Source organism: Streptosporangium nanhuense (assembly GCF_059358815.1).
Map to the genome: position 1 here is coordinate 192,168 of NZ_JCADBG010000018.1, position 23,340 is coordinate 215,507.

Below are 23,340 nucleotides of genomic sequence, written 5' to 3' on the forward strand. Positions count from 1 at the left end.
GACCGTGGCGCACTTGTGATCTGGATGTACCTCCACATACCTCCGCAAGACGTACGAACGCCAAGGGGTCGGGTGTACCTGCTGGTAACAGAATCGTATTCTGTGTCACGAGCCGTCACGCGTGGCCACGAGTCCCTAGGAGGCACACCATGCAGCGAGACCTCTTCGAGGAGGAGCACCAGCTCTTCCGAGAGACCGTGCGCGAGTTCCTGGCCCGCGAGGTGGCGCCCCACCACGACCGGTGGGAGAAGGACGGCATCGTCCCCCGCGAGGTGTGGAAGAAGGCCGGGGAGATCGGGATGTTCGGCTTCGGGGTGCCCGAGGAGTTCGGCGGGGCCGGGATCACGGACTTCCGCTACAACGCGGTGATCGTCGAGGAGGTCATCGCGATCGGCGCGTCCGGCCTGGGCTACTCGCTGCACAACGACGTCATGGCGCCGTACTTCGTGGACCTCACCAGCGACGAGCAGAAGGCCCGCTGGCTGCCCGGGTTCACCTCCGGCGAGCTGATCACGGCCGTCGCGATGAGCGAGCCCGGCGCGGGCAGCGACCTGCAGGGCATCAGGACGACCGCCGTGCGCGAGGGCGACGACTACGTGGTCAACGGCCAGAAGACCTTCATCACCAACGGCATCAACTCCGACCTGGTCGTCGCGGTCACGAAGACCGACCCGGCGGCGGGCGCCCGGGGGATCTCGCTGCTGGTCGTCGAGCGGGGCATGGAGGGCTTCAGCCGGGGCCGCAACCTGGAGAAGATCGGCATGCACGCCCAGGACACGGCGGAGCTGTTCTTCGACAACGTCAGGGTCCCCGCGGCCAACCTGCTGGGCCCCGAGGAGGGGCAGGGCTTCTTCCAGCTCATGGCCAACCTGCCGCAGGAACGCCTGTCGATCGCGGTGATGGCCGTGGCGGCGGCGGAGACGGTCCTGCGGACGACCATCGAGTACTGCAAGAGCCGCACGGCCTTCGGCCGGAACATCGGCAGCTTCCAGAACACCCGGTTCGTCCTGGCCGAGCTGGACACCGAGGTGGACATCGCCCGCCTCTACGTGGACAAGTGCATCCTGGCCCTCAACGCCGGGGAGCTCACCGCCGTGGACGCCGCCAAGGCGAAGTGGTGGACCACGGAGCTGCAGACCAAGGTCATCGACCGCTGCCTCCAACTGCACGGCGGCTACGGCTACATGATGGAGTACCCCGTGGCCAAGGCCTGGGTCGACAGCCGCGTCCAGACCATCTACGGCGGCACCACCGAGATCATGAAAGAGATCATCGGCCGCTCCTTCGGCTTCTGAGAGGCACACCGGTTCGGTTTCTGAGAGGCACACCGGCCCTTCGGGAACCACACAGGTTTCCGGGGAACGCCCGCGCGCTCCGAGAAGGACTCACGGGCTTCCGGGAAAGACCCAGGCGCGGCTTCCGAGAGCCCCCTCCGCCGGTGCGTCCCCACCGGAAAACCGCCGTCCACGCGCCCGCGGGACGGCGGTTACCGCCAACCGGCCGGGGTCGTCACTTCTCGCCGATGTCCTCGATCTGGACGGCCACCCCGTCCTTGATCGTCACCTTGGCGAAAAGGACACCCCCCTTCTTGATCGCCTTCTGCAGCTCCTCCACCGAGCAGCTGTTCGGGGCCGCGCCCCCGTCGCAGACCAGCCCCCGCGCGTCGCGCACGACCGTGAACGGCAGCAGGAGGGCCTTCACCTCCTGGTCGCTCTCGGAGGTCACGGTGATCGCGTCCACCCCGCGCAGGGCGATCTGCCCGCTCACCGTGGTGTCGACGCCCCGGCCCCCGGGAACGCTCGGGGACGGCGACGCCGTGCCGAGGGCGTCCGCGGAAGCGGACGGGGACGAGGACGGCGAGGGGGAAGCGGAAGCGGACGGGGAAAGCGTGGCGGAGGCCACGGCGGACGGGGACGCTGTCACCGTAACGGTGGCGACGGCCGGCGTGCCGGACGGCCCGGGTGCGATGCTCCCGCCCGAACATGCGGAGAGGCCTGCGCCCAGGGCTGCCACCAGCAGGGCACGCGTTACCTTCGATGTTCTGTTCACGAAAGGTAACGATCCCATGGGTTGGGGATTGCGTTCACCGGCCGCACGGGCGGCCTCGCCGACGCATACTGGTCAACGGAGACTCCCCCGAGGTGGTGACGATGGACAGCGGGCTGATTCTGCTGATCTTCCTGGCGTTCCTGTTCGCCTGGGGCCTGAACCGGGTGCGCCGCGCCTTCCGCTTCGGCCCGATCGCCTACGTCGGCGTCATGGTCGCGTTCGTCATCGTGATGCTCGCCGTCTGGGGACAGACCATCCGCTGACCCCTTCCGCGCGACCCCGGACGCCCCGGACCGGCCACACCCGGCCGTCCGCCCCCGTACGACGCCCCCTGCCGGGACGCCACCCGCAGGCCCGACCGTACGGCGGCCCCCTACCGGGACGCCTCCAGCAGCACCCTCGCGACCAGCTCGGGGTCGTCGGTCATCGGCAGGTGCCCGCAGCCCTTGAGGAGCTTCACCCGCTGCCCCGACCACCTGGCCGCCCGCACGGCCTGCCGGCGCAGGAGCAGCCGGTCGTGCTCGCCCCAGGCGATCGTGACCGGCGCCTTCGGCGGCGCGGGAGGCATCAGCCCCGCGAACGAGGCGAGGGTCTCGTCGAAACCTGAGGCGTCCTTGAGCGCCTGGAGGGACGCGAGCATCGCCTCGGGCGTGACCCTCGACGGATGGGCCGTCATGACGCCGCCGCTGAGAGCGCGGCTCAGCGGATCTTCGGCCATCGCGGCGGCCTTCTCGGGAGACATCCGGCGGGCGGAGGCCCTGGTGAAGCGGAGGACGGCTCGCGCGTACACGAGCTCGCTGCGGTTCCAGAACCCGGCGGGAGAGAGGGCGGCGGCCGAGCGGACCACCCCGCGCGAGGCCAGTTCGAGGGCGACGTAACCGCCCAGGGAGCTGCCCGCCACGTGAGGGTCGCGCAGGTCGAGCACCGCGAAGAAGGACTCGATCGCGTCCGCCAGGCTCTCGGCCGTGTACGGCGTGCCGGACGGCAGCGGCGGCGAGACGCCGAAGCCGGGGAAGTCGACGGCGATCACGTCTCGCTCGGCGGCGAGGCGGTCGAGCACTGGCAGCCATGCCTGCCAGTGATGCCCAATACCGTGAAGCAGGACCAGGGAGGGACCCGTCCCGCGCCGTTCGAACGCCAGCTCCATGCCCCGAGTCAACCACCGATCGGGGACGTGTTCCAGCCTTGCGGCGGGTGGTTCAGCGCGATCTGGTGGGGATCTCGAACCAGACGGCCTTGCCCTCCTTGGTCGGGCGTGAACCCCAGCGCTTGGCGAGCTGGTCGACGAGGTAGAGGCCCCGCCCGCCCTCGTCGTTCTCCCCCGCGCTGCGGATGCGCGGCAGCCGGAGATCCTGGTCGAAGACCTCGACCCAGACCGACTCCCGGCCCCGGCGGAGCCTGAGCGTGAACTCCTTCTCGTTGACGACCTCGTCCTCGAAGCCGGGGACGTCCCAGGACTCGTCGAACGGCAGCGGAGGGCCGTCCATCGTCAGCTCCCTGCGCGGGATGCTGGCGCTGGCGGCGTGCAGCACGACGTTGGTGACGACCTCGGAGACCAGCAGGCAGGCGAGCTCGGCGCGCTCCTCGGGGACGTTCCAGCCGACGAACGCCTCCGACGCCATCCGGCGCGCCTCCCCGACCATGATCGGCTGGGCGGGGAAGGTGCGCTCCTCGACGGCCAGGTCCTCGGAGGCGGACCTGAGCACGAGGATGGCCATGTCGTCGTCGATCTCGCCGGGCACCGCGACGGTGGCGGCGTCGGCGATGCGCTCGACGGAGGCGTCACTGATCTCGATGAGCTTGCCGCAGAGCTGCGCCAGCGTCTCCTCGACGTTGGGCGGCCTGCCGTCGGCGTCGCGGATGGGGCGGCGGTCGACGAGCCCGTCGGTGTAGAGGAGCAACGCGGCCCCGGGGGGCAGCGTCCGCGTCTCCTCCTTGTAGACCAGGTCGGCGTGCATGCCCTTGGCCCGCACCCCCAGCGGCTGGCCGACCTCGTGGATGTCGAGCTCGGTGCAGGTGTCGCCGATGAGCAGCAGCGGGGGGGCGTGACCGGCGTTGGCGAACGACAGCTGCCGCGACCAGGCGTCGTAGACCAGGTACTGGCAGGTGACGATGGGCGGGACGCTGATGTCGGTGCCGCTCTCGTCCTGCTCGGGGGTGGCGATGATGCGCGTCCACTCGTCGAGCCTGGCGAGGATCTCCGCGGGCGGCTTGTCGTCCTGGGCGAAGGCCCGCAGGGCCGCCCGCAGCTGCCCCATGACCGCCGCGGCCTTGGCCCCCCTGCCCTCGACGTCGCCGATGACGATGCCGACCCGGCCCGCCGACAGCGGGATGACGTCGTACCAGTCGCCGCCGACCTGGGTCTGGATGCCCTGCCCGTGGCTGGCCAGGGGTGCGGCCGGGTAGTAGCGGACCGCGATGTCCAGCCCGTCGAGCTGCGGCAGCGCGCGGGGCAGCAGGTGCTTCTGGAAGGACTCGGCGGTGTGCCGCTCCTCCTCGAACAGCAGGGCGTTGTCGACGGCGAGGGCGACCCGGGTGGCGATGGCCCCCACGAAGTCGCGGTCGAAGGCGTCGTAGTGCGGGCTGCGCCGGTCGGTCAGGTTGGACAGCCCCAGATACATCAGCCCGAGGGTCTCGCCGCGCACGCACAAAGGCGCCACGATGGCCGAGGTCATGCCGATCTCGGCGGCCAGGCGGGTGTTGGCCTCACCGGGGCTGGGGTAGTTGGTCTGGGAGAAGTCCTCGACGAGGATCGTCTCCTGGCGGCGCAGCGCGATCTCGGCGTAGTGCCCCACCGGGTAGCGGATCTCCGCCCCCAGCGGCGCCCAGGTGTTGGGCGGCGGGCTCCAGCCCTGGACGTGGGTGGAGACCCTCCGGGTCAGCCGCCCCTCCTCCATCAGCTCGATGAAGCAGTGGTCGGCGAACTGCGGGACGAGCATCTCGGCGACGCGCTTGAGCGTCTCCTCGACGTAGAGCGACCCGGCGAGGCGCTCGCCGATCCGCTCCAGCAGGCCGAAGCGGTCCTTCTCCCGCTCGTTGCTGCGCATCGCCTCGCGGGCGGTGATGACGATGCCCGTCACCGCTCCCGAGGGATGCCGCAGCGGCACGGCCTGCGCGCGTACGTAGATGATCGTCCCGTCCCCGCGCCTGACGTCGAACGTGCCCTCCCAGACTCCGCCCTTGAGGACGTGCTTGGAGAGCTCGACGGCGAGCGGGTGATCCTTCTCCATGATGCCCAGGGAGAGGGACTGGTCACGGGGCCCCGAGGTGCCGGGGCGCCCGAACAGCCTTTCCGCGAACGGGTTCCAGTAGAGAAGGTTGCTGAACCTGTCGGTGACGACCACCGCCATCTCAGCGTGATCCAGGACGGAACCGGCCGTAAGGTGATCAGCGGCGTCCTGGGAAACATCCCCCCACCGCTTCATCCGGTGACCGCCCGTCGTGGGCGGGTGTGTGCAAAGCGAACCACGGTTGCTCCTGCAGTCTCGGCCTGGGAGCGGAGGGACTCCCGAACGGGATCCAACCGAGCTAAGGGGCCTCGGTCAGCGTGTGGAGACGAAAACGTGCGCGGCAATCTCTCGCGGGAGATCCGCAAGAAAATTGTCCGCCTCGTCGTCACCTGTCACCCGCACACCGTCGTCGCTCGCCGCGAGCGTCACCTCGCGTCCGGGTTGTATCCCAACTTGCTTGAGTTTAAGCATCACAGCCGGATCGCTTTGCACTTGTTCGCTAATTCGCCGCACGACAACGGGTATATCTCTGGGTCCGGCCATCGCCGCCATCGACGGCAGCGACTCCGGCCTCCCGCCGGGAGCGCCGACGACGCCGAGTTCCTCGAGGCCGGGGATCGGATTGCCGTGCGGGTCCTCGGTGGGGTTGTTGAGAAGGCTGACGAGCCGGGACTCCACGGAGTCGGACATGACGTGCTCCCAGCGGCACGCCTCTATGTGCACCTCTTCCCAGGGCAGGCCGATGACCTGGGTGAGCAGGCACTCGGCGAGGCGGTGCTTGCGCATGACGCGGATGGCGAGCGTGCGCCCCAGGTCGGTCATGGTCAGGTGGCGGTCGCCCTCGACGCGGACCAGCCCGTCGCGCTCCATCCGTGCGACCGTCTGGCTGACGGTGGGGCCGCTCTGCTGGAGGCGCTCGGCGATGCGGGCGCGCAGGGGGACGATGCCCTCCTCCTCCAGTTCGAAGATCGTACGAAGGTACATCTCCGTCGTGTCGATCAGGCCGTGTGCGGTCAAGGTTCCTCCCGTCCTCTCTCGATGCTACGTCCATCGCGCGGTGTTCCCGGGAGGGCGGCGCGGGACCTTGGAAGTTTGAGAAGACGACCCTATTGGGAGAACAGCCCACGATGACAAAGGTCGGCAACGCGCCAGGACGCCAAATCCTTCCCTAGCTGCTCAAACGCTCCGCGCGAGCGGACGATATTTTCTGAAGGCGGGGACGGCCAGTCCCACGGCGACCACGGCCACCGCGCAGGCGATCCCGCCGCCCACCCAGGCGCCGGTGGCGCCGAACCAGGAGGCGGTGGCCCCCGCCCGCAGATCTCCCAGCCTGGGGCCTCCCGCGACGACGACCATGAAGACCCCCTGCATCCTGCCCCGCATGTCGTCGGGCGCGTGGGTCTGCAGGATCGTCTGCCGCCACACCGCGGAGATCAGGTCGGCGGCCCCGCCGAACGCCAGCAGGGCGACCATCAGCCACAGCTGGCCGGCCAGTCCGGCCGCGGCGACGGTGAGCCCCCACGCGGCGATCACGTACGTGAGCGCCAGTCCCTGGCGCCGCACCCGGCCCACCCAGCCCGACAGCACGCCGCCGAGCACCGAGCCGATGGCGACGCTGGCCGACAGCCACCCGAAGGCGACCGGGGAGCCGCCGAACCGTTCGGCCACGATCTCCGGGAACAGCGCCCTGGGCAGCGCGAACGCCATGGCGATGAGATCGACGACGAACGACATCAGCACGACCGGGTGCCCGGAGACGTAGCGCAGGCCGTCCACGACCGACCGCAGTCCCGGGCGGGTCACCTCGCCGACCGGTTCGAGCCTGGGAAGCCGTACCGCGGCGTAGAAACCGGCGCCGAACAGCAGCGCGTCGATCAGGTAGGCGGTGGCGAAGCCGCTCTGGGCGAGCACGACCCCGGCGACCAGGGGGCCGATGACGGTGCCGAGGCCGCCCACCAGGAAGTTGAGGGTGTTGGCCGCGGGGATCAGGTCGGCGGGGACCAGCCTGGGGATGATCGCGCCCCTGGTCGGCCCGGTGATGGCGAACCCGGTGGCGTGCACGGCCACGGTGGCCAGCAGCAGGCCGACGCTGGTCGAGCCCAGGGCGGCCTGGACCAGGAGCGCGAGCGTCCCGCTCCAGGCGATCAGCGCGCCGATCATGAGAAGCCTGCGACGGTCGACCGCGTCGGCGATCGCGCCTCCCCACAGCCCGAAGACGACCAGGGGGATCAGGTTGGCGGGGCCGAGCATGCCGACCCAGAACGACGACTTCGTGATGTCGTAGATCTGGGCGCTGACGGCCACGGAGGTGAGCTGGAACCCGATGAACGACACGCCCTGCCCGGCCCACAGCCGCCGGTAGGCGGGAATGGCGAGTGGGCGCGTGTCAGCCGCGTGCCTGCGGACGAAATCCCCGAAACCCACCCCGTTACCTCTCTACCAGACATACATGGATATATCAGTAAAGAGGGGGCAGGCTCCTCAGGGAGCCAGACGTTCGACGACCCAGGTGGCGCCGGAGCGCCGGTAACGGAGGCGGTCATGCATGCGGTCGGTGCGTCCCTGCCAGAACTCCACCTCGGACGGCACCACGCGCAGCCCGCCCCAGAAATCGGGGACCGGCGGATCCTCCGGCCAGCGCTCCGCCAGCTCCTCGTAGCGGGCGTCCAGCTCGTCCCTGGAGTGCACGACGGCCGACTGCCGCGACGCCCACGCGCCGATCCGCGACCCGTAGGGCCGGGATTTGAAGTAGGCGGCCGACTCCTCGCGCGGCAGCCGCACCACCGTGCCCTCCACCCGCACCTGGCGGCGGATGGAGTGCCAGGGGAACAGCAGGGCGGCCCGCGGGTTCTCCGCCAGGTCCCGGCCCTTGCGCGACTCGTAGTTGGTGTAGAAGACGAACCCGTTCTCGTCGTAGCCCTTGAGCAGCACGGTCCTGGCCGTCGGCCGCCCGCCCGCCGAGGCGGTCGCCAGCACGGTCGCGTTCGGCTCGGGAAGCCCGGCGTCCACGGCGTCGCCGAACCAGAGGGCGAACTGCGAGAAGGGGTCGGCGGCGAGGTCTGCCTCGATCAGGGGCAGCCCCTGGTACGTACGTCGAAGGCCCGCCATCGAAGGCGGTCGCGATGTGGCATCCACGGGACGGTATTCTCGCGTGCCGAGCCGGAAGCCCGCGCGGCGCCCCCCACCTGGGGCGATCGCGTTCCGGCGGGTCCGGCGGCACACCGTCTCGGCCCAGGGGGTTGAATATGACCCGCCGGTATCTCGACATCAAGGCTTTGACTTCAAGAAAGGGAGGCAGCCGAGAATGTCCGACTTCAAACCCGGGCTCGAAGGCGTTGTAGCTTTCGAGACGGAGATCGCGGAACCGGACAAAGAAGGGGGCGCCCTTCGCTACCGGGGCGTCGACATCGAAGAGCTGGTCGGCCGCGTCTCTTTCGGACACGTGTGGGGCCTGCTTGTCGACAACGAGTTCCAGCCGGGCCTGGCCCCGGCGGAGCCCTTCCCCATCCCCGTCCACTCCGGTGACATCCGCGTCGACGTGCAGAGCGCGGTGGCCATGCTGGCCCCCGCGTACGGCTTCAAGCCGCTGCTCGACATCGACGACGCGCAGGCCCGCGCCGACCTGGCCCTGGCCAGTGTGAACGCCCTGAGCTTCGTCGCGCAGTCCTCGCGCGGCCTGGGGAAGCCGATGGTCCCCCAGAGCGAGATCAACAAGGGTGAGAGCATCGTCGAGCGGTTCATGATCCGCTGGCAGGGCGAGCCCGACCCCAAGCACGTCAAGGCCATCGACGCCTACTGGACGTCCGCCGCCGAGCACGGCATGAACGCCTCCACCTTCACCGCCAGGGTCATCGCCTCCACCGGAGCCGATGTCGCCGCGGCGCTGAGCGGTGCGGTCGGCGCCATGTCCGGGCCGCTCCACGGCGGTGCGCCCGCGCGCGTGCTGCACATGATCGAAGGCGTCGAGCAGGTCGGCGACGCCAAGAAGTACGTCCAGTCGGAGCTCGACAAGGGCCAGCGCCTGATGGGCTTCGGTCACCGCGTCTACCGTGCCGAGGACCCCCGGGCACGCGTGCTCCGCCGCACCGCCAAGGAGCTCGACGCACCGCGTTACGAGGTCGCCGCGGCGCTGGAGAAGGCCGCGCTGGAGGAACTGCACGCCCGCAAGCCCGACCGGGTGCTCGCCACCAACGTCGAGTACTGGGCCGCGGTCATCCTGGACTTCGCCCAGGTTCCCTCGTCCATGTTCACCTCGATGTTCACCTGCGCCCGCACCGCGGGCTGGGCCGCCCACATCCTGGAGCAGAAGCGCACGGGCAGGCTCGTCCGCCCCAGCGCAGACTACGTGGGCCCGTCCCAGCGTTCGGTTCAGGACGTCCCCGGAGCCACCGAGGTCGTCCACTCCCTCTGAACCACCTTCCTGTACGGCTGTCGCGCGGCGTCTCGCGCGGCAGCCGTTGCCGGTTCCGGCCCCCCGTGCCCCTCCCCCGGCCCGCCCCGCCCGGCCCCCGCGATCACCCGGCCCTGCCCAAATCCCTCCCACGGCTCGTCTCAAAATCCGGACCCCTTCCAGGATCGATCCCCGGGCTCAGTAGGCTGGTCAGGTGGCTGACATCGTGATTCCCTCTGACATCAAGCCCGCCGACGGCCGTTTCGGCTGCGGGCCCTCGAAGGTGCGCCCCGAGCAGCTGTCGGCTCTCGCGGCCTCCGGATCCAGTCTCCTGGGCACCTCCCACCGCCAGAAGCCGGTCAAGTCGCTGGTCGGGCGCGTGCGCGCGGGGCTCTCCGAGCTGTTCTCCCTCCCCGAGGGGTACGAGGTCGTCCTGGGCAACGGCGGCACCACCGCGTTCTGGGACATCGCCGCCTTCGGGCTGATCCGCGACAGGTCCCAGCACCTGCACTTCGGCGAGTTCTCCTCCAAGTTCGCCTCCGTGGCGGCCAAGGCCCCGTGGCTGGGCGACCCGACCGTGATCAAGTCGGAGGTCGGCAGCCACCCCGAGGCCCGGCCGGAGGAGGGCGTCGACGTCTACGCGCTCACCCACAACGAGACCTCGACCGGCGTCGCGATGCCGATCAGGCGCGTGGGCGAGGAGGGCTCGCTCGTGCTGGTCGACGCCACCTCCGGCGCGGGCGGCCTGCCCGTCGAGGCGAGCGAGTTCGACGTCTACTATTTCGCCCCGCAGAAGAGCTTCGCCTCCGACGGCGGCCTCTGGATCGCCCTGATGTCCCCGGCCGCGCTGGCCAGGGTCGACGAGATCGCCGCCGGCGGGCGCTACGTCCCCGAGTTCTTCAGCCTCCCGGTGGCGATCGACAACTCCTCCAAGGACCAGACGTACAACACCCCGTCGGTCGCCACGCTCTTCCTGCTCGCCGAGCAGATCGAGTGGATGAACGGCAACGGCGGCCTGGCCTGGACGACCGCCCGCACGGCCGACTCGGCCCAGCGCCTCTACACCTGGGCGGAGAAGACCTCCTACACCACCCCGTTCGCGGCTCCGGAGTTCCGCTCCAACGTGGTCGGCACGATCGACTTCGCCGACGGCGTCGACGCCTCCGCGATCGCCAAGGTGCTGCGGGCCAACGGCATCGTCGACACCGAGCCCTACCGCAAGCTCGGCCGCAACCAGCTGCGCGTCGCGATGTTCCCCTCCATCGACCCCGACGACGTCGAGGCCCTGACCACCTGCGTCGACTACGTCGTCGAGCGCCTGTAGTCCTCAGGCTCCCTCCCGGGAGCCGGAATCCGTCCTCACCGCCACGGCCCTCGCTCCCCTCGCGGGAGCCGGGAACCCGTCCTCACCCGACCGGCGGGAACGGCCGCGATCCCCGTTCCCGCCCCGGAAGCCGGCCTCCCGGCCTCCGGGGCGGGAACCTAGGGCAGCGTGCTCGGGGTCCCGCCCGTCCCCGGGGTGTGCGCCCGCTCCCCCGCGCGCCGCGCCAGCTCGTGCAGAAGACGCAGGGCGTCGTCCGGATCCACCCCCTCCGCGAACCGCGAGAGCACGGGAGCGCGATCCGGGCTACCGGCCAGGGCCGCGAGCATCAACCCGGCCACGTGCTCGTCCCGTGAGCGGCTGGCGGTGTAGCGGAAGGCGTTGCGCACGGGTGCCCTCTCCAGCAGGCCCTTCCTGACGAGACGCTCGGCGACGGTCTGCACCGTGGTGTAGGCCAGGCTCCGTTCCGCGTCCTGGTTCAGCATGTCCTGCACCTGGCGAACCAGCAGCGGCTGCTTGCAGCCCCACAGCACGTCCATGATCGCGCGTTCCAGGGATCCCAGGTTCACCCGCGGCCACCTTTCGAGGGTCGCGCCCGGCTGTGATGGCCCTGGAACATGTACGGGCACGCGGCCAGGCAGGTTCACACATGAAATTTTGTCATATTGTCACTTAAATCAACCGATGCGGCCATAGCTGGTCAATTCCAGCAGAATCTTCTGCTGCGCGATCACGGAAGAAAGCGCCGGGAAAAGGCGTCCGGCCGAAACACGCCGCCCCTGGCCCCCGCAGCTGGACGGCGTCCCGGATCGGCCTCATTCGCCCCTGGAGGCCACATCCCGGCCGACCCGGCCCCCGGGTCATTCAGCTACGCCACGAAGCGCTACATAGCGCCCACAGCCCCATGCAGCCCCCATCTCCGGGTGAAGCCCCCCACGTTCCGGCGACGAGGGGCGGGAAAAGCGTCACACCGGCGAACGGCGGGGCTCCGCGAGGCCCGGCGGCCGGGAAAAGCGCGGCGGGAAAAGCCCGGCGTCGGCTCCGGTGAGCGAGGCTCGGCGGCCGGGAGGTTCGAAGAGAAAAAGCTCCCGGCCGGAAACGGCCGGGAGCGGATGCCTCAGTAGGCGGGGGTGACGGCCCGGCGGCGCCTGCGGCGCACCACCCAGGCCGCGATGACACCACCGACCAGCCCGAACAGGTGGCCCTGCCAGGAGATGCCCTCCTCGCCGGGGAGCACGCCCCAGATGATCGAGTAGTAGGCGATCGCCACGCCGACACCGATCACGATGTCGAGGGCGCGACGGTCGAACAGGCCGCGGGCGACGACGAATCCGAAGTAGCCGAAGACCAGGCCGCTGGCGCCGACCGTGACGGCGAACGGCGAGCTCGTGAACCAGACGCCCAGACCGCTGACCAGGACGATGATCAGGCTGGCGGCCAGGAACCGGCCGATCCCGCGCAGCGCGGCGAGGAAGCCGAGGATCAGCAGGGGCAGCGAGTTGGCCATCAGATGGCCGAACCCGGCGTGCAGGAAGGGGGCGAGGAAGATGCCGCCCAGACCCTCGGGATCCCAGGCGCGGATGCCGTAGACGTCGAACTCGCCCGGCAGGACGTAGTCGGCGACCTCGATCACCCACATGGCACCGACCATGAGAACGTTGATGATCGCGGCACCCAGCGCGCCCGCGGCCAGGTTCCCCGCCCTGCGCTTCAGAAGATCACCGGAGGATCGGCCGGTGGGGGACATACCGGTCGGGTGGTCGTTCATGCACTCTCCTGGCCTTGGAGCGGTGGCGTGGATGTCAAGTGCCCCCGCCGCACCCGTCCACACCTTTACCGTACGCACTCCTGGCCGTGAACGCGCCGGGCGCGACCCCTTGGATCGCGCCCGGCCCGCCGAATTCTCGCTTTCCCTAAAAGGGGCTACTCGCCCTTCCACCGGGGGGCGCGCTTCTCGGCGAAGGCCGCCGCCCCCTCCATGGCGTCCTTGGAACTGAACACCGGGCTGATGATCTCCCCTTGTTTCGTGAACATCTCGTCGCGGCTCCAGTCCGCCGACTCGACGATCACGCGCTTGGTCGCGGCGAGCGCCAGCGGGGCGTTCGCGGCGATCCGCTTCGCGAGCTCGACGGCCGTGGCCAGCGCCTCGCCCGCGGGCGTGACGTGGTTGACCAGGCCGAGCTCGTACAGCCGGGAGGCGGGGAAGTGGTCGCCGGTCAGGGCGATCTCCATGGCGATGTGGTACGGGATGCGCCTCGGCAGCCGCATCACGCCGCCCGCCCCCGCGACCAGCCCCCGCTTGGGCTCGGGAAGCCCGAACTTGGCGTCCTCGGAGGCGATGATGATGTCGCAGGCCAGCGCCAGCTCGCAGCCTCCGGCCAGGGCGTAGCCCTCGACGGCGGCGATGAGCGGCTTCCTCGGCGGCGCCTCGGCGATGCCGCCGAACCCCCTGCCCTCCACGACCGGGAAGTCCCCGGTCAGGAACCCCTTCAGGTCCATGCCCGAGCAGAACGTGCCGCCGGCGCCGGTGAGGACGTAGGCCGCCACGTCCTTGCGCTCCTCCAGCTCGTCCAGCGCACCGGCGACGCCCCGCGCGACCGCGCCGTTGACGGCGTTCCTGGCCTTGGGGCGGTTGATCGTGATGACGGCCACGCCGCCGTCGACTTCGACCAGAACCTCGTCAGACACCGGGTGACTCCTACTTGGGCTGGAAGCGGATGCCGCCGTCGAAACGGATCGTCTCGGCGTTGATGTAGTCGTTCTCGATCAGCGAGCGGACCAGGTGCGCGAACTCGGAGGCCTGTCCCATGCGCTTGGGGAAGACCACCGGGGCCACGAGCTTGGCCTTGAACTCGTCGGCGTTGGCCGAGAAACCGTAGATCGGGGTGTCGATGATGCCGGGGCAGATGGTGTTGACGCGCACGCCGATGGCGGCGAGATCGCGCGCGGCCGGGACGGTCATGCCGACGATGCCGCCCTTGGAGGCCGAGTAGGCGACCTGGCCGGTCTGCCCCTCCAGCGCCGCCACCGAGGCGGTGTTGATCACCACACCGCGCTGGCCGTCCCCGTCGGCCGGCTCCGTCTTCGCGATCGCGGCGGCGCCGATGCGCATGAGGTTGAAGGTGCCGATCAGGTTGACCTCGATGACCTTGCGGTACGAGGCCAGGTCGTGCGGCGAGCCGTCACGGCCGACGGTCCGGCTGGCCCAGCCGATGCCCGCGCTGTTCACCACGACGCGCAGCGGCCTGCCGGTCGCCACGGCCGCGTCCACAGCCGCCTGCACCTGCGCCTCGTCCGACACGTCGGTCTTGACGAAGACGCCGCCGAGCTCGTCGGCCAGTGACTTGCCGCGCTCCTCGTTGAGGTCGGCGATGACGACGGTGGCGCCGTGCGCGGCGAGGTCGCGGGCCGTGGCCTCGCCGAGGCCGCTGGCACCGCCCGAGATGATTGCTGCTGCTCCGTTCAGGTCCATGAGCGGACTTTAACGCGCGGACCGAATGAAGTTCTACTGGGGGTGGCTAAAACTCTCCGTTACCAGCGTGCACAGCCGTCACGGCTGGATCTCCCCGACGGCGCTGCTCACGTCGGGGTAGACCTTGATCCGCCGGTCGAGCCCCGTCGTGCGCAGGATCCGGGCCACCGGCGCCTGGGGGGCCGCCAGCGAGACCCCGCCGCCCTCGCTGGTGGCCAGCCGCCACGCCTCGATCAGCACGGAGAGGCCGCTGGAGTCCATGAAGGACAGGGCTGTGAGGTCCAGGACCAGCCGCGCGCCGTCCAGCTTGATCGCGTCACGGACCTCGTCTCGCAGGAAGGGAGCGGTGAACAGGTCGAGCTCGCCCTCGACAGCCACCACCACGGCGTCCCCGACGGCGCGGCGAGCCAGCCGTAGCTTCATCAGTCCTCCTCGCGCCCGAAGGGCAGACCTACTTTACTTCGCCGTCACTCCACGCGAGGTCATGCGCGACTGTTCACAGCAAGTTCGCGTCCGGGGCAGAGGATTCCGGAATCAGGGAGCGGCGAAACCGTACGGCAGTTCGAGCCGGTGGGCGGCGAGAAGGCTCGCGTCGGCGAGGATCTCGCGGGTCGGCCCGTCCGCGGCGATGACGCCCCCGGAGAGGATGAGCGAGCGCTCGCACAACTCCAGCGCGTACGGCAGGTCGTGGGTGACCATCAGGACGGTCACGTCGAGCCCCCGCAGGATCTCGGCGAGCTCGCGCCGGGAGGCCGGGTCCAGGTTGGACGACGGCTCGTCCAGGACCAGGATCTCCGGCTCCATGGCCAGCACGGTCGCCACCGCGACCCGGCGGCGCTGGCCGAAGGACAGGTGGTGCGGCGGCCGGTCGATCGTCTCCAGCATGCCCACGCGCTCCAGCGCGTCCTCGACCCGGCGCCGCAGCGCCTCGCCCGTGACCCCCATGTTGGCCGGGCCGAAGGCCACGTCCTCGCGGACGGTCGGCATGAAGAGCTGGTCGTCGGGGTCCTGGAAGACGAGCCCGACCCGCCTGCGGATCTCCATGAGCGACCCCTTGCCGACCGGCAGCCCCGCCACGGCCACCGTGCCGTGCCCGGCGGTCAGGATGCCGTTGAGGTGCATCACCAGCGTGGTCTTGCCCGCGCCGTTCGGCCCGAGCAGCGCGACCCGCTCGCCGCGCTCCACCCGCAGGTCCACGCCGAACAGCGCCTGCGTGCCGTCGGGGTACGCGTACGCCAGGCGGCTCACCTCGAGGGAGGGCGGCGGCGGAGACGCGGCCGGGGTCGGCGCGGTCGGCAAGGACGGCACGGTCATGCGAACCCCCAGCTCCCGAGTAGCACGGCGAGTGCCGCACCCGGCAACATACCGGCGGCGAGCCACTGCCGCGAAGCGGCGGAGAGATCCTGGATGACCGGCATCGAGCCGGTGTAGCCCCTGCTGAGCATCGCCAGGTGCACCCGCTCGCCCCGCTCGTACGAGCGGATGAACAGCGCCCCCGCCGACCTGGCGATCACCGGGATGTGCCGCACGTCCCTGGCCACGAACCCGCGCGACTCCCTCGCCACCCGCATCCGGCGCATCTCGTCCAGGATCACGTCCATGTAGCGGAGCATGAACATGGCGATCTGCACCAGCAGCGGCGGCAGCCTCAGACGCTGGGCGCCCAGCAGGATCAGCCGCGGCTCGGTGGTGGCCGCCAGCAGCACGCTCGCGACCACGCCCAGGGTCGCCTTGGCCAGGATGTTCCAGGCGGCCCACAGGCCCGCCACGCTGAGCGAGAGGCCCATGAAGGTCACCCTCTCGCCGAACCCGATGAACGGGATGGCCAGCGCGAACACCACGAACGGGATCTCCACCACCATCCGCCGCAGCACGAACCCCACCGGGACGCGCGCGAGGGCCGCCACGGCGGCCAGGAGCACGGCGTACAGCCCGAAGGCCCAGAACCACTCGCGCGGCGTGGCGACCACCACCAGGGCGAACCCGGCCACCGCCACCAGCTTGCACTGGGGCGGCAACCGGTGCGCGAGCGTGTCGCCCGGCCGGTAGAGCTGGTGATGGTGGCCCGATCCCACTAGTCGAGGCCCTTCTTGCCGCTGTCGTCCTTGACGAGGACGTCAGCGCCGTCCCCGCCGTCCCCGCCGTCCCCGCCGTCGCCGCGGCGGCGCACGGCGTAGAACACCCCGCCGCCGACGGCGAGGGTCACCCCGACGCCGATCACCCCGGCCACGCCGACCGGGATGCCGCCCACGTCCCCGTAGTCGGCGAGCGGCTGCTCGCCCAGCGCGTGGTCGGCCGCCTGCCCGATGAAGCCCTTGTCCTCGGCGACCGACTCCAGGCCGTCGGGCGAGGAGGAGGCGTAGAAGCTCACCACGCCCGCCAGCAGCGCCGCCACCGCGATCCCGGCGGGCAGGAACCAGCCGGGACGGCGGGCGGCGACCGGCGTGACCGGCTTCGAGGCTTCGGGGGTGACGGTCACGTCGCCGCCCGCGCCGCGCAGGACCAGCGGCGCGACGAGTTCGCGGGCACCGTAGACCAGGTCGGGCCGGACCGCCAGCACGGTGCTGACGGTGACCGCGGTGATCAGGCCCTCCCCCACTCCGATGAGCAGGTGCACGCCGCCCATGGCCGCGGCGACCGTGCCGATCTCGATGGGCGCGGTTCCGCCGACCCAGAACAGCAGGGTGAACGCCAGCGCCGAGGCGGGCACCGAGACCAGCGCCGCGACGAACGCGGCCGCCACCACGGCCCCCCTGTTCCGCACGCTCCGGGTGATCAGGCGGAAGACGCCCCACCCGACCAGCACGGCGACCAGGCCCATCAGCGTGATGTTGACGCCCAGCGCGGTCAGCCCGCCGTCGGCGAAGAAGAACCCCTGCACCAGCAGGACCACGGCCACGCACAACACCGCTGTGTACGGGCCGACGAGTATCGCGGCGAGCGCGCCCCCGAGGAGGTGGCCGCTGGTGCCCGCGGCGACCGGGAAGTTGAGCATCTGGACCGCGAAGATGAAGGCTGCGACCAGCCCGGCCATCGGAGCGGTGCGGTCGTCGAGCTCGCGGCGGGCGCCGCGCAGGCAGACGGCCACACCTGCCGCGGCCACCACTCCCGCGGACACCGAGACGGCGGCGTTGAAAAAGCCATCGGGTACGTGCACAACAAGCCTCCGAAGTGCGGATTTGCCCCTCACTTTAGGCCATGGGCTTGTAGTTGCAAGAATGTGGCATTAACGAACGATACGTCTGATGAAAGTTCTGGGGCCGAGAGTGCGGACCACCGTGCTGAGCCGGCCCTTCCCCGCCGTGGCGTAGGGTCTGACGCTCCACCGGATCGCGCCGCGCCACCACGTGCGCGGATGCTCGATCACCTCCGGCACCGCCTCGATCCTGAAGCGTGCGGGCGGCCCGCCCAGGTCGAGCTCCAGGTAGGCGTCCCAGGTGCCGGGCCCCAGCCTCCCCATCGCCTGTGAGGCGGTGAACGTGCCGCCCGCGCCGACCGTGACCGGCTCGCGCCGCTCCCGGCTCGACTCGCGCTCCCGCCAGACCAGGTAACGCACCGCTTCGGCCGCCGGGACCGCCGCACCCACGCTGACCTCGCCGTCGAGCACCAGCCGGTGCCCGGCCGCCCAGCGGGCGCGCACCAGCCTGGCGCTGCCCGGCACCGCGACGACGTACCCGCCGATGTCGAGGCTGAGGTTGCCGTACGGGTGGGTGAAGTACGGGAGGGCGACGACGTCGCCGACCACGCGCGGCGCGGGGGGCGCGATCAGCCCCTCCCCGTCGGCGCCCAGGCGCGCGAGCCGGGGAACGCCCTCGAAGGCGACGCTCACGTGGACGTCCCAGATGCCGGGGGACAGGGTGGTGACGTCGACGATCCCGGTGAACCCCGCGCAGTCGCCGGTCACCGGGACCACGACCTCGTCGGACGGGCCGGGGTCGACGTGCCGGCGCCGCAGCACCAGGACGAGGTCCCCGCCGGCGATCTCCGGGCGGTCGTAGCGCTCCAGCGTGCTCAGCGCCACCTTGCCCGAGATCGCCAGCCGCCCCTCCCGCTCCCGCTCCCAGCGGAGCTCGGTGAGCTCCCTGCGGACCGAGGCCGACTCGATGTGCGCCAGCCGCACCAGGCGGTCGATGTCCTGCAGCGCGGCGAGCCGGCTCCGGTCGATCGCGGGGAGCCGCTCGCGGACCCCGTCGGTCAGCCACCGCTCGCACATGTCGGCCACCTCGGCGGCGATCTCCTTGCGCTCGACCTCCCCGGCCTCCAGGAAGGGCCTGCCGAGGTTGCCGAAGGCATCCATCCGGAAGTGACGCCGCAGGAGGTGGTCACGGAGATCCCCGGGACGCACGTGGGCGAGCATCAGCTCGATCGGCCGCCTGATCATCCGCAGCCAGGAGACCGGGTCGCGGCTCCCCTCCCGCTGCATGATGCTGGTGCCGTCCGGCCGGGCGACCAGGTGGTAGCAGTCGTAGTCGGCGACCACCGAGATCACTTCCGCGTGGCAGTAGGCGTGGGTGGTGAAGACGACGTCCTCCCCCACCAGGAGCGTCTCGTCGAAACGGATGGCGTGCCGCTCCAGCATCTCCCTGCGGAACAGCTTGAAGCAGCTCAGGCTGTTGTAGACCGCGCTGTCGCCGAGCGGCACCCGCTCGGCGTTCTCCTTGAACATCGAGATCGGCACCTTGCGGTCATGCCCGACGATCTTCCCGAGCACGATGTCCGAACCGTTGCGGTCGGCCATCGCGAGCATCCGCTCCAGCGCCTGGGGGCCGAGGTAGTCGTCCGCGTCGCAGAAGAAGACGTATCTGCCGCGCGCGTGGGAGAGACCGACGTTGCGCGGGCGCCCCGCGCCGCCGGACGCCTCCTGCCTGACGACGCGGATCACCCCGCGGTGGCAGGAGGCGTACAGGTCGAGCAGCGCGGCGCCGCCGTCGGTGGAACCGTCGTCGACGACCACCACCTCCAGGGCGACGCGCTGGATCAGCAGCGAGGTCAGGCACCTGTCGAGATAGGGCCCGCAGTTGTGGAGAGGGACGATCACGGTGACGTCGACGTCGGACCGGATCGCCTCCTCGCTCGTGATGTCACGGCCGCCCCGCTCCGTGCTCGTGATATCGCAGCCGCCCCGCTCCGTGCGGACTCGCTGGAGGATCGTTACTGTCACCGCCGCGCCCCTCGTCGGTCACTTTCCGCTTATCTAGCGTCTCAGTATGTGACGAACAGCGGTCCGTACGGGGCGAATCCACAGGGTTGCCTCCCCGATCTGCGGGGTCGAGAGACCACATAGGGAGCGAAGCAACCGTTTCGTACGCCTTGCGGGGCACCGCAGACCGCGCCGGATCTCGCCGGACCTCGCCGGACCTCGTCACCGACCCGGGCAGGGTCGCCGCCGTGTCGACCTTCCCGAGCGGGGTCGTCACGACCGCCCGGCACCCGGACCGCCTCAGGCGCGCGTGCCGTCCGGCGTCTGCGGCGCGACAGCCAGGCGAGGACGTACAGGACCGCCGCGACCGCCGTCAGCGCCCCGAGGAAATGCAGCGGGAAGATGACGAACGTGACGCTCCGCCGGGAGGTCCCGCCGCCCCCGGGAACCGACACCGTCGCCCGGCAGACGCACATGAACGGCGGGTTCGTCCACCTGGCGGTGACGCTCCTGCCGACCCCGCGGGGCAGGATGAAGTCGGGGAACGGCACGTCGTGGCCGTTCACCCCGACCGTCAGGCTCCGCGGGGCGAGGAAGTCGCGGTGGACGGTCCCGACGTTGTCGACGGTGACGGTGAAGTCGACGGGACCGCCCGTCGTGAAGCCGCCGGGAGTGGTGAGGGCACCGACCTTCACGGAAGTGTCGATCGGCCCCGGAACCGTGAGATAGATCGGCACCCCGATCACCCGGTCGAGCTTGATGTCGCCCCCGCCGGAGCCCGCGGGGACGGCGAAGAGCAGAGCCACCTGGTGCCCGCCGTGCTCGGGCCGGGGCGGGGGGTCGATCCGCACGGTGACGCGCCGCTCCGCACCGGGCGCGAGACGGAAGTTCGGCGGCGTGACCCTCAGCCAGCCGGCGGCGGAGCCGGGGGCGGAGCCGGGGGCGTCGCGCTCGAAGGCCATCTCGCCGGTCCCGCCCACCGTGAAACCCGCCTTGTCGACGACCATGTCGACCGGCGACCGCCCCCTGTTGACCACCTGGAACGACCGGGGTTCGCCGATCTCCTCCGGACCGACGACCAGGCGTGCCGGACTCACCGTCAGGGAGAAGTCCGGATCGGGGGCCAGCCCGGACGCACCGGAAGCCCCGCCCCCGGTCACCGGCGCGATGCCGCCCACCACGAGAAACGCGACGATCACGCGCCGAAGCCTCCCGGCCACCGCACATCCCCCTACCGTCGTGGAACGCCGCCGGAACCCGCCCGGGCGGCCACGCCGTGGCCGGACACCCCGTCGGACGCTCGGCCCGCCACCGCACTCGCCGCCACCGCACCCGCGAGCACCGACGGGATCCCGGACACCCCTCGCCCACGGACCCCTTCAAGATTTTTTTTACGCATAGTAGTCATTTGACCACAGATGGCGCAAGCTCCGGGAGGATGTGTCGCCCGCGTTTGACGTCCCGGATGGGGCACTCCTCCAACGGGCGGCGCCAATCCGACAGCACACTCGTTAGAACCGGGACAAAGTAGTCACCAGGGGCACGGAAGATCACAACATCCCCCGAACGGCGAAAGGCCAGTTCACCGGATATTGGTTGATCTGACCTTTCACACGCGAGCCGACGAGCGGTTGCGATAGAGCGCTCCTCTCCCGTTGTCAGCGAGGTAGCGCTGAAATGCCGTCGACAAGGCTGTTGCCGGCCGCCTACGTTGCAGGCCATGACAGATAGTCCCAGCATGGATCAGTGTGACTGCGGTGCGATTGCCGGCCCGCTGGGCGTGTGCGCGGACTACTACCATGGAATCCTGGCCGAAGAGCAGGCCGATCCTCAGATGTACAGGTGGCACGCGCCTGTGGTCTGCGCGTATCTCCTGCAGCATCCTTCCAGAGCTCATGAGAAGTACCTCGACGGTCAGTTCCGCCAGCTGCAGCTCTACGTGGACAAGGGCATTGACGCGCTGCTTCGCGTAGCGGCTCACCAGGTGGCACGGAACAAGCACGGAGCACGGTCGAGCTACGACATGAGGCCATTCGCGGCGTACGCGCCGCTCCCGTCGGGCGGACCTCCCGGGCACTTCCGCGCCACGTTCTGCGGGTTGCCGTTCAGCGACGGCAGCTTCGTTTCTGACGGCCATCTGGCGTACGGGCGCCGCATCGAAACCATCGCCGAAGCGACTGTGGAGTCCTGGAGATCCGTCCAGACCTGATCCTCGACCCTAGCTGTGACCATCAACCCCAGAAAACACAAAACGACCTCCCGCAGGAGAGCGACACGTGAACCCCTCTCGAGACACTGCCGACGACGATGCGGTCGGTTCTGTGCGACGGCGTGGCGCTGTGGTCGGCGGGTTCGCCCGGTACGGCGAGTGGGTGTACGGCGGGCGGCCCGAGCCGCTGCCGACCGGGACCGGCCCCCGGGCCGCATACCCGGACGGCAGGCGGACGCTGGGCCGGTGTACGGCGGCGCGGCGCGGCGCCGCTTGATGCGGGAGTGCTTCGGGTCGCCGGCGCCCTGATCGAGATCGGCGGCGGGAAGGTGACGGACGACTCCCCCGAGTCGCGAGCCGGCCGACGGGTGGCCTCCATCCCTCCGGAGGCCGTTCCTGAGCCGCGGGTGCGTCTGGAGATGTTCGCCGAGCCGGGAGAGTACGGGCGTGTGTTCACCGGTCCCGACGGCGGGCCGTTGAAGCACTCCGGGTTCCGCCGGACGTGGGACAGGACCGTAAGGCTGTCGGACTTCCCAGCCTTCACTTTCATGATCTTCGCCACATAGGCAACACCCTCGCGGCCTCTACCGGGGCGGGCCTCAAAGAGCTGATGTCCCGGATGGGGCACTCCTCCACGCGGGCGGCGCTGATCTACCAGCACGCCGGCCAGGACCGTGACAAGGCCATCGAGGAGACTCTGGGCGAGGCAATCCAGGTGGCACGCGGGACGACCATGAAGAAGGCCAGTGGCACGCAACGGGCACGGCCTGAGAACCCCGCGTGGACGCCCACACCCTGCCCGCTGGACCTTCCCGTCGCCGTCGTCCCACCCTCGGGGGAGCGGGCCGGGGCCAGGGCGCCAAGGTGGAGCGCCCTACCGGACGAACGACCTTGGCGCCCTGGCCCCGGTCTGCTCGGCTTGTCCTGGGACGACGGCGACGGGAAGATCCGGCACCCAGCCACCTACGAACCCGGCTCTTGCCCCTGGCGATCGTCTCGGAGCCGGAGTGCCCCCGCCGGAGGCATTGGTCTCTGCACCGGATCCCTCAGGGGCTTCCCGCCAGGTAACGCGCGATACGCGGAAATCTGCGCGTTAGCTCTTCTTCGCTGTCGATCACCCACTGCTCGCCGCGTATTTCGTAGCCGTCATCATCCAGGTCGGTACGTGCGTGCGCCTTGTCGTACAGGGTGGTCAGATCCAGACCGGTGCGCTTCTCGTAGGGCTCCCACGCGACGTAAGCCAACAACTCAAATTCGGGCCACTCGTCATCGGTCCACAGTCGTTTCTTGCCTGCTCGTTGCCGGATGACCTTCCAGAGATGGAGGATCTCGGGGACCTCTATCAGAGTGTCGGGTTCGGCGACCACACGTTCGAAGGTTCCGCGCCCGAGGCCGACGAGCCAATAGCGGAAGTATAGGAAGCCATCATCTGATCCCAGGGGAAGAGTGAGGTGGGCTTCCCCTTCTAGCGTGGAGACCTGACCTAAGGAGAAGGTTAGGTCGTGGGAGAGACCAGACGCAGGTTCGAT

Annotated in this window: 22 protein-coding genes; 5 read left to right on the forward strand and 17 right to left on the reverse strand. The window is 70.2% G+C overall.

All coding sequences use genetic code 11. From position 1 onward, the window contains the following. The first annotated feature begins 149 nt into the window (after nucleotides 1-149). Nucleotides 150-1,295 carry an acyl-CoA dehydrogenase family protein gene (locus tag AC5L38_RS30855; RefSeq protein ID WP_495246312.1) on the forward strand — a complete coding sequence of 382 codons (1,146 nt, stop codon included), beginning with the start codon at nucleotides 150-152 and terminating at the stop codon, nucleotides 1,293-1,295. A 214-nt stretch (nucleotides 1,296-1,509) separates the two neighbouring features. On the opposite strand, the gene AC5L38_RS30860 is transcribed toward AC5L38_RS30855, so the two are convergent. Then, nucleotides 1,510-1,923 carry a hypothetical protein gene (locus AC5L38_RS30860; protein WP_495246313.1) on the reverse strand — a complete coding sequence of 138 codons (414 nt, stop codon included), beginning with the start codon at nucleotides 1,921-1,923 and terminating at the stop codon, nucleotides 1,510-1,512. A 227-nt stretch (nucleotides 1,924-2,150) separates the two neighbouring features. On the opposite strand from AC5L38_RS30860, the gene AC5L38_RS30865 reads away from it, so the two are divergent. Then, nucleotides 2,151-2,312, forward strand: coding sequence for a hypothetical protein (locus AC5L38_RS30865; protein ID WP_495246314.1), 162 nt, complete (start codon nucleotides 2,151-2,153; stop codon nucleotides 2,310-2,312). Nucleotides 2,313-2,422: 110 nt separating this feature from the next. On the opposite strand, the gene AC5L38_RS30870 is transcribed toward AC5L38_RS30865, so the two are convergent. From AC5L38_RS30870 to pdxH, 5 genes are all read right to left on the reverse strand, one after another. Continuing rightward, the gene (locus AC5L38_RS30870; RefSeq protein WP_495246315.1) at nucleotides 2,423-3,196 is read right to left on the reverse strand and encodes an alpha/beta fold hydrolase; all 774 of its coding nucleotides are present in this window, start codon (nucleotides 3,194-3,196) and stop codon (nucleotides 2,423-2,425) included. A 52-nt stretch (nucleotides 3,197-3,248) separates the two neighbouring features. Beyond that, nucleotides 3,249-5,474 (reverse strand): ATP-binding SpoIIE family protein phosphatase, encoded by a 2,226-nt coding sequence (locus AC5L38_RS30875; protein ID WP_495246316.1) that lies wholly within the window; start codon nucleotides 5,472-5,474, stop codon nucleotides 3,249-3,251. 117 nt (nucleotides 5,475-5,591) lie between these two features. After that, nucleotides 5,592-6,296, reverse strand: coding sequence for an iron-dependent transcriptional repressor DtxR (locus AC5L38_RS30880; RefSeq protein ID WP_389917202.1), 705 nt, complete (start codon nucleotides 6,294-6,296; stop codon nucleotides 5,592-5,594). A 159-nt stretch (nucleotides 6,297-6,455) separates the two neighbouring features. Beyond that, nucleotides 6,456-7,703, reverse strand: a complete 1,248-nt coding sequence (locus AC5L38_RS30885) for an MFS transporter (protein ID WP_495246317.1) — start codon at nucleotides 7,701-7,703, stop codon at nucleotides 6,456-6,458. A 57-nt stretch (nucleotides 7,704-7,760) separates the two neighbouring features. Continuing rightward, entirely contained in the window at nucleotides 7,761-8,387 is a 627-nt protein-coding gene (pdxH, locus tag AC5L38_RS30890) for a pyridoxamine 5'-phosphate oxidase (protein ID WP_495246318.1), read from the reverse strand. 196 nt (nucleotides 8,388-8,583) lie between these two features. Here pdxH and AC5L38_RS30895 point away from each other — a divergent pair, with 196 nt between their 5' ends. Together AC5L38_RS30895 and serC are read left to right on the forward strand one after the other, a co-directional pair. Further along, complete coding sequence (locus AC5L38_RS30895; protein WP_495246319.1) at nucleotides 8,584-9,690, forward strand: citrate synthase 2; 1,107 nt, start codon at nucleotides 8,584-8,586, stop codon at nucleotides 9,688-9,690. Between the two features lie 193 nt (nucleotides 9,691-9,883). Further along, on the forward strand, nucleotides 9,884-10,993 hold the full coding sequence (serC, locus tag AC5L38_RS30900) for a phosphoserine transaminase (protein ID WP_495246320.1): 1,110 nt from the start codon (nucleotides 9,884-9,886) through the stop codon (nucleotides 10,991-10,993). Between the two features lie 158 nt (nucleotides 10,994-11,151). Here serC and AC5L38_RS30905 read toward each other — a convergent pair whose 3' ends face one another. The 10 genes from AC5L38_RS30905 to AC5L38_RS30950 all read right to left on the reverse strand — a co-directional run bounded on the left by AC5L38_RS30905 (nucleotide 11,152) and on the right by AC5L38_RS30950 (nucleotide 20,801). Continuing rightward, entirely contained in the window at nucleotides 11,152-11,559 is a 408-nt protein-coding gene (locus tag AC5L38_RS30905) for a BlaI/MecI/CopY family transcriptional regulator (RefSeq protein ID WP_495246321.1), read from the reverse strand. Nucleotides 11,560-12,107: 548 nt separating this feature from the next. After that, complete coding sequence (locus AC5L38_RS30910) at nucleotides 12,108-12,758, reverse strand: rhomboid family intramembrane serine protease (protein ID WP_495246322.1); 651 nt, start codon at nucleotides 12,756-12,758, stop codon at nucleotides 12,108-12,110. Nucleotides 12,759-12,913: 155 nt separating this feature from the next. Then, complete coding sequence (locus AC5L38_RS30915; protein ID WP_362678315.1) at nucleotides 12,914-13,678, reverse strand: crotonase/enoyl-CoA hydratase family protein; 765 nt, start codon at nucleotides 13,676-13,678, stop codon at nucleotides 12,914-12,916. A gap of 10 nt (nucleotides 13,679-13,688) precedes the next feature. Further along, a complete protein-coding gene (locus AC5L38_RS30920) occupies nucleotides 13,689-14,462 on the reverse strand; it encodes an SDR family NAD(P)-dependent oxidoreductase (protein ID WP_495246323.1) in 774 nt (257 codons plus the stop codon). Nucleotides 14,463-14,540: 78 nt separating this feature from the next. Continuing rightward, nucleotides 14,541-14,885, reverse strand: coding sequence for an STAS domain-containing protein (locus AC5L38_RS30925; protein ID WP_495246324.1), 345 nt, complete (start codon nucleotides 14,883-14,885; stop codon nucleotides 14,541-14,543). 111 nt (nucleotides 14,886-14,996) lie between these two features. Further along, nucleotides 14,997-15,776 (reverse strand): energy-coupling factor ABC transporter ATP-binding protein, encoded by a 780-nt coding sequence (locus AC5L38_RS30930; RefSeq protein ID WP_495246325.1) that lies wholly within the window; start codon nucleotides 15,774-15,776, stop codon nucleotides 14,997-14,999. Then, complete coding sequence (gene cbiQ, locus AC5L38_RS30935) at nucleotides 15,773-16,537, reverse strand: cobalt ECF transporter T component CbiQ (RefSeq protein ID WP_495246326.1); 765 nt, start codon at nucleotides 16,535-16,537, stop codon at nucleotides 15,773-15,775. Before cbiQ ends, AC5L38_RS30930 begins: the two co-directional genes overlap by 4 nt. Beyond that, entirely contained in the window at nucleotides 16,537-17,619 is a 1,083-nt protein-coding gene (locus AC5L38_RS30940; protein WP_495246327.1) for an energy-coupling factor ABC transporter permease, read from the reverse strand. Before AC5L38_RS30940 ends, cbiQ begins: the two co-directional genes overlap by 1 nt. Nucleotides 17,620-17,688: 69 nt before the next feature. Continuing rightward, nucleotides 17,689-19,623: a glycosyltransferase family 2 protein gene (locus AC5L38_RS30945; protein WP_495246328.1), complete on the reverse strand. Its 1,935-nt coding sequence runs from the start codon at nucleotides 19,621-19,623 to the stop codon at nucleotides 17,689-17,691. Nucleotides 19,624-19,664: 41 nt separating this feature from the next. Then, nucleotides 19,665-20,801 carry a hypothetical protein gene (locus AC5L38_RS30950; RefSeq protein WP_495246329.1) on the reverse strand — a complete coding sequence of 379 codons (1,137 nt, stop codon included), beginning with the start codon at nucleotides 20,799-20,801 and terminating at the stop codon, nucleotides 19,665-19,667. A 539-nt stretch (nucleotides 20,802-21,340) separates the two neighbouring features. Here AC5L38_RS30950 and AC5L38_RS30955 point away from each other — a divergent pair. Next, nucleotides 21,341-21,811, forward strand: coding sequence for a DUF5946 family protein (locus AC5L38_RS30955; RefSeq protein ID WP_495246330.1), 471 nt, complete (start codon nucleotides 21,341-21,343; stop codon nucleotides 21,809-21,811). 1,046 nt (nucleotides 21,812-22,857) lie between these two features. Here the strand turns inward: AC5L38_RS30955 and AC5L38_RS30960 are convergent. Then, on the reverse strand, nucleotides 22,858-23,340 hold a 483-nt coding region (locus AC5L38_RS30960; RefSeq protein WP_495246331.1), incomplete at its 5' end, for a DUF4240 domain-containing protein.

Coding starts and splice junctions, on each gene's coding strand:
- AC5L38_RS30855 (WP_495246312.1), top strand. CDS start 150: ATGCAGCGAGACCTCTTCGAGGAGGAGCACCAGCTCTTCCGAGAGACC.
- AC5L38_RS30865 (WP_495246314.1), top strand. CDS start 2,151: ATGGACAGCGGGCTGATTCTGCTGATCTTCCTGGCGTTCCTGTTCGCC.
- AC5L38_RS30870 (WP_495246315.1), bottom strand. CDS start 3,196: ATGGAGCTGGCGTTCGAACGGCGCGGGACGGGTCCCTCCCTGGTCCTG.
- AC5L38_RS30875 (WP_495246316.1), bottom strand. CDS start 5,474: ATGAAGCGGTGGGGGGATGTTTCCCAGGACGCCGCTGATCACCTTACG.
- pdxH (WP_495246318.1), bottom strand. CDS start 8,387: ATGGCGGGCCTTCGACGTACGTACCAGGGGCTGCCCCTGATCGAGGCA.
- AC5L38_RS30895 (WP_495246319.1), top strand. CDS start 8,584: ATGTCCGACTTCAAACCCGGGCTCGAAGGCGTTGTAGCTTTCGAGACG.
- AC5L38_RS30910 (WP_495246322.1), bottom strand. CDS start 12,758: ATGAACGACCACCCGACCGGTATGTCCCCCACCGGCCGATCCTCCGGT.
- AC5L38_RS30920 (WP_495246323.1), bottom strand. CDS start 14,462: ATGGACCTGAACGGAGCAGCAGCAATCATCTCGGGCGGTGCCAGCGGC.
- AC5L38_RS30925 (WP_495246324.1), bottom strand. CDS start 14,885: ATGAAGCTACGGCTGGCTCGCCGCGCCGTCGGGGACGCCGTGGTGGTG.
- AC5L38_RS30930 (WP_495246325.1), bottom strand. CDS start 15,776: ATGACCGTGCCGTCCTTGCCGACCGCGCCGACCCCGGCCGCGTCTCCG.
- AC5L38_RS30955 (WP_495246330.1), top strand. CDS start 21,341: ATGGATCAGTGTGACTGCGGTGCGATTGCCGGCCCGCTGGGCGTGTGC.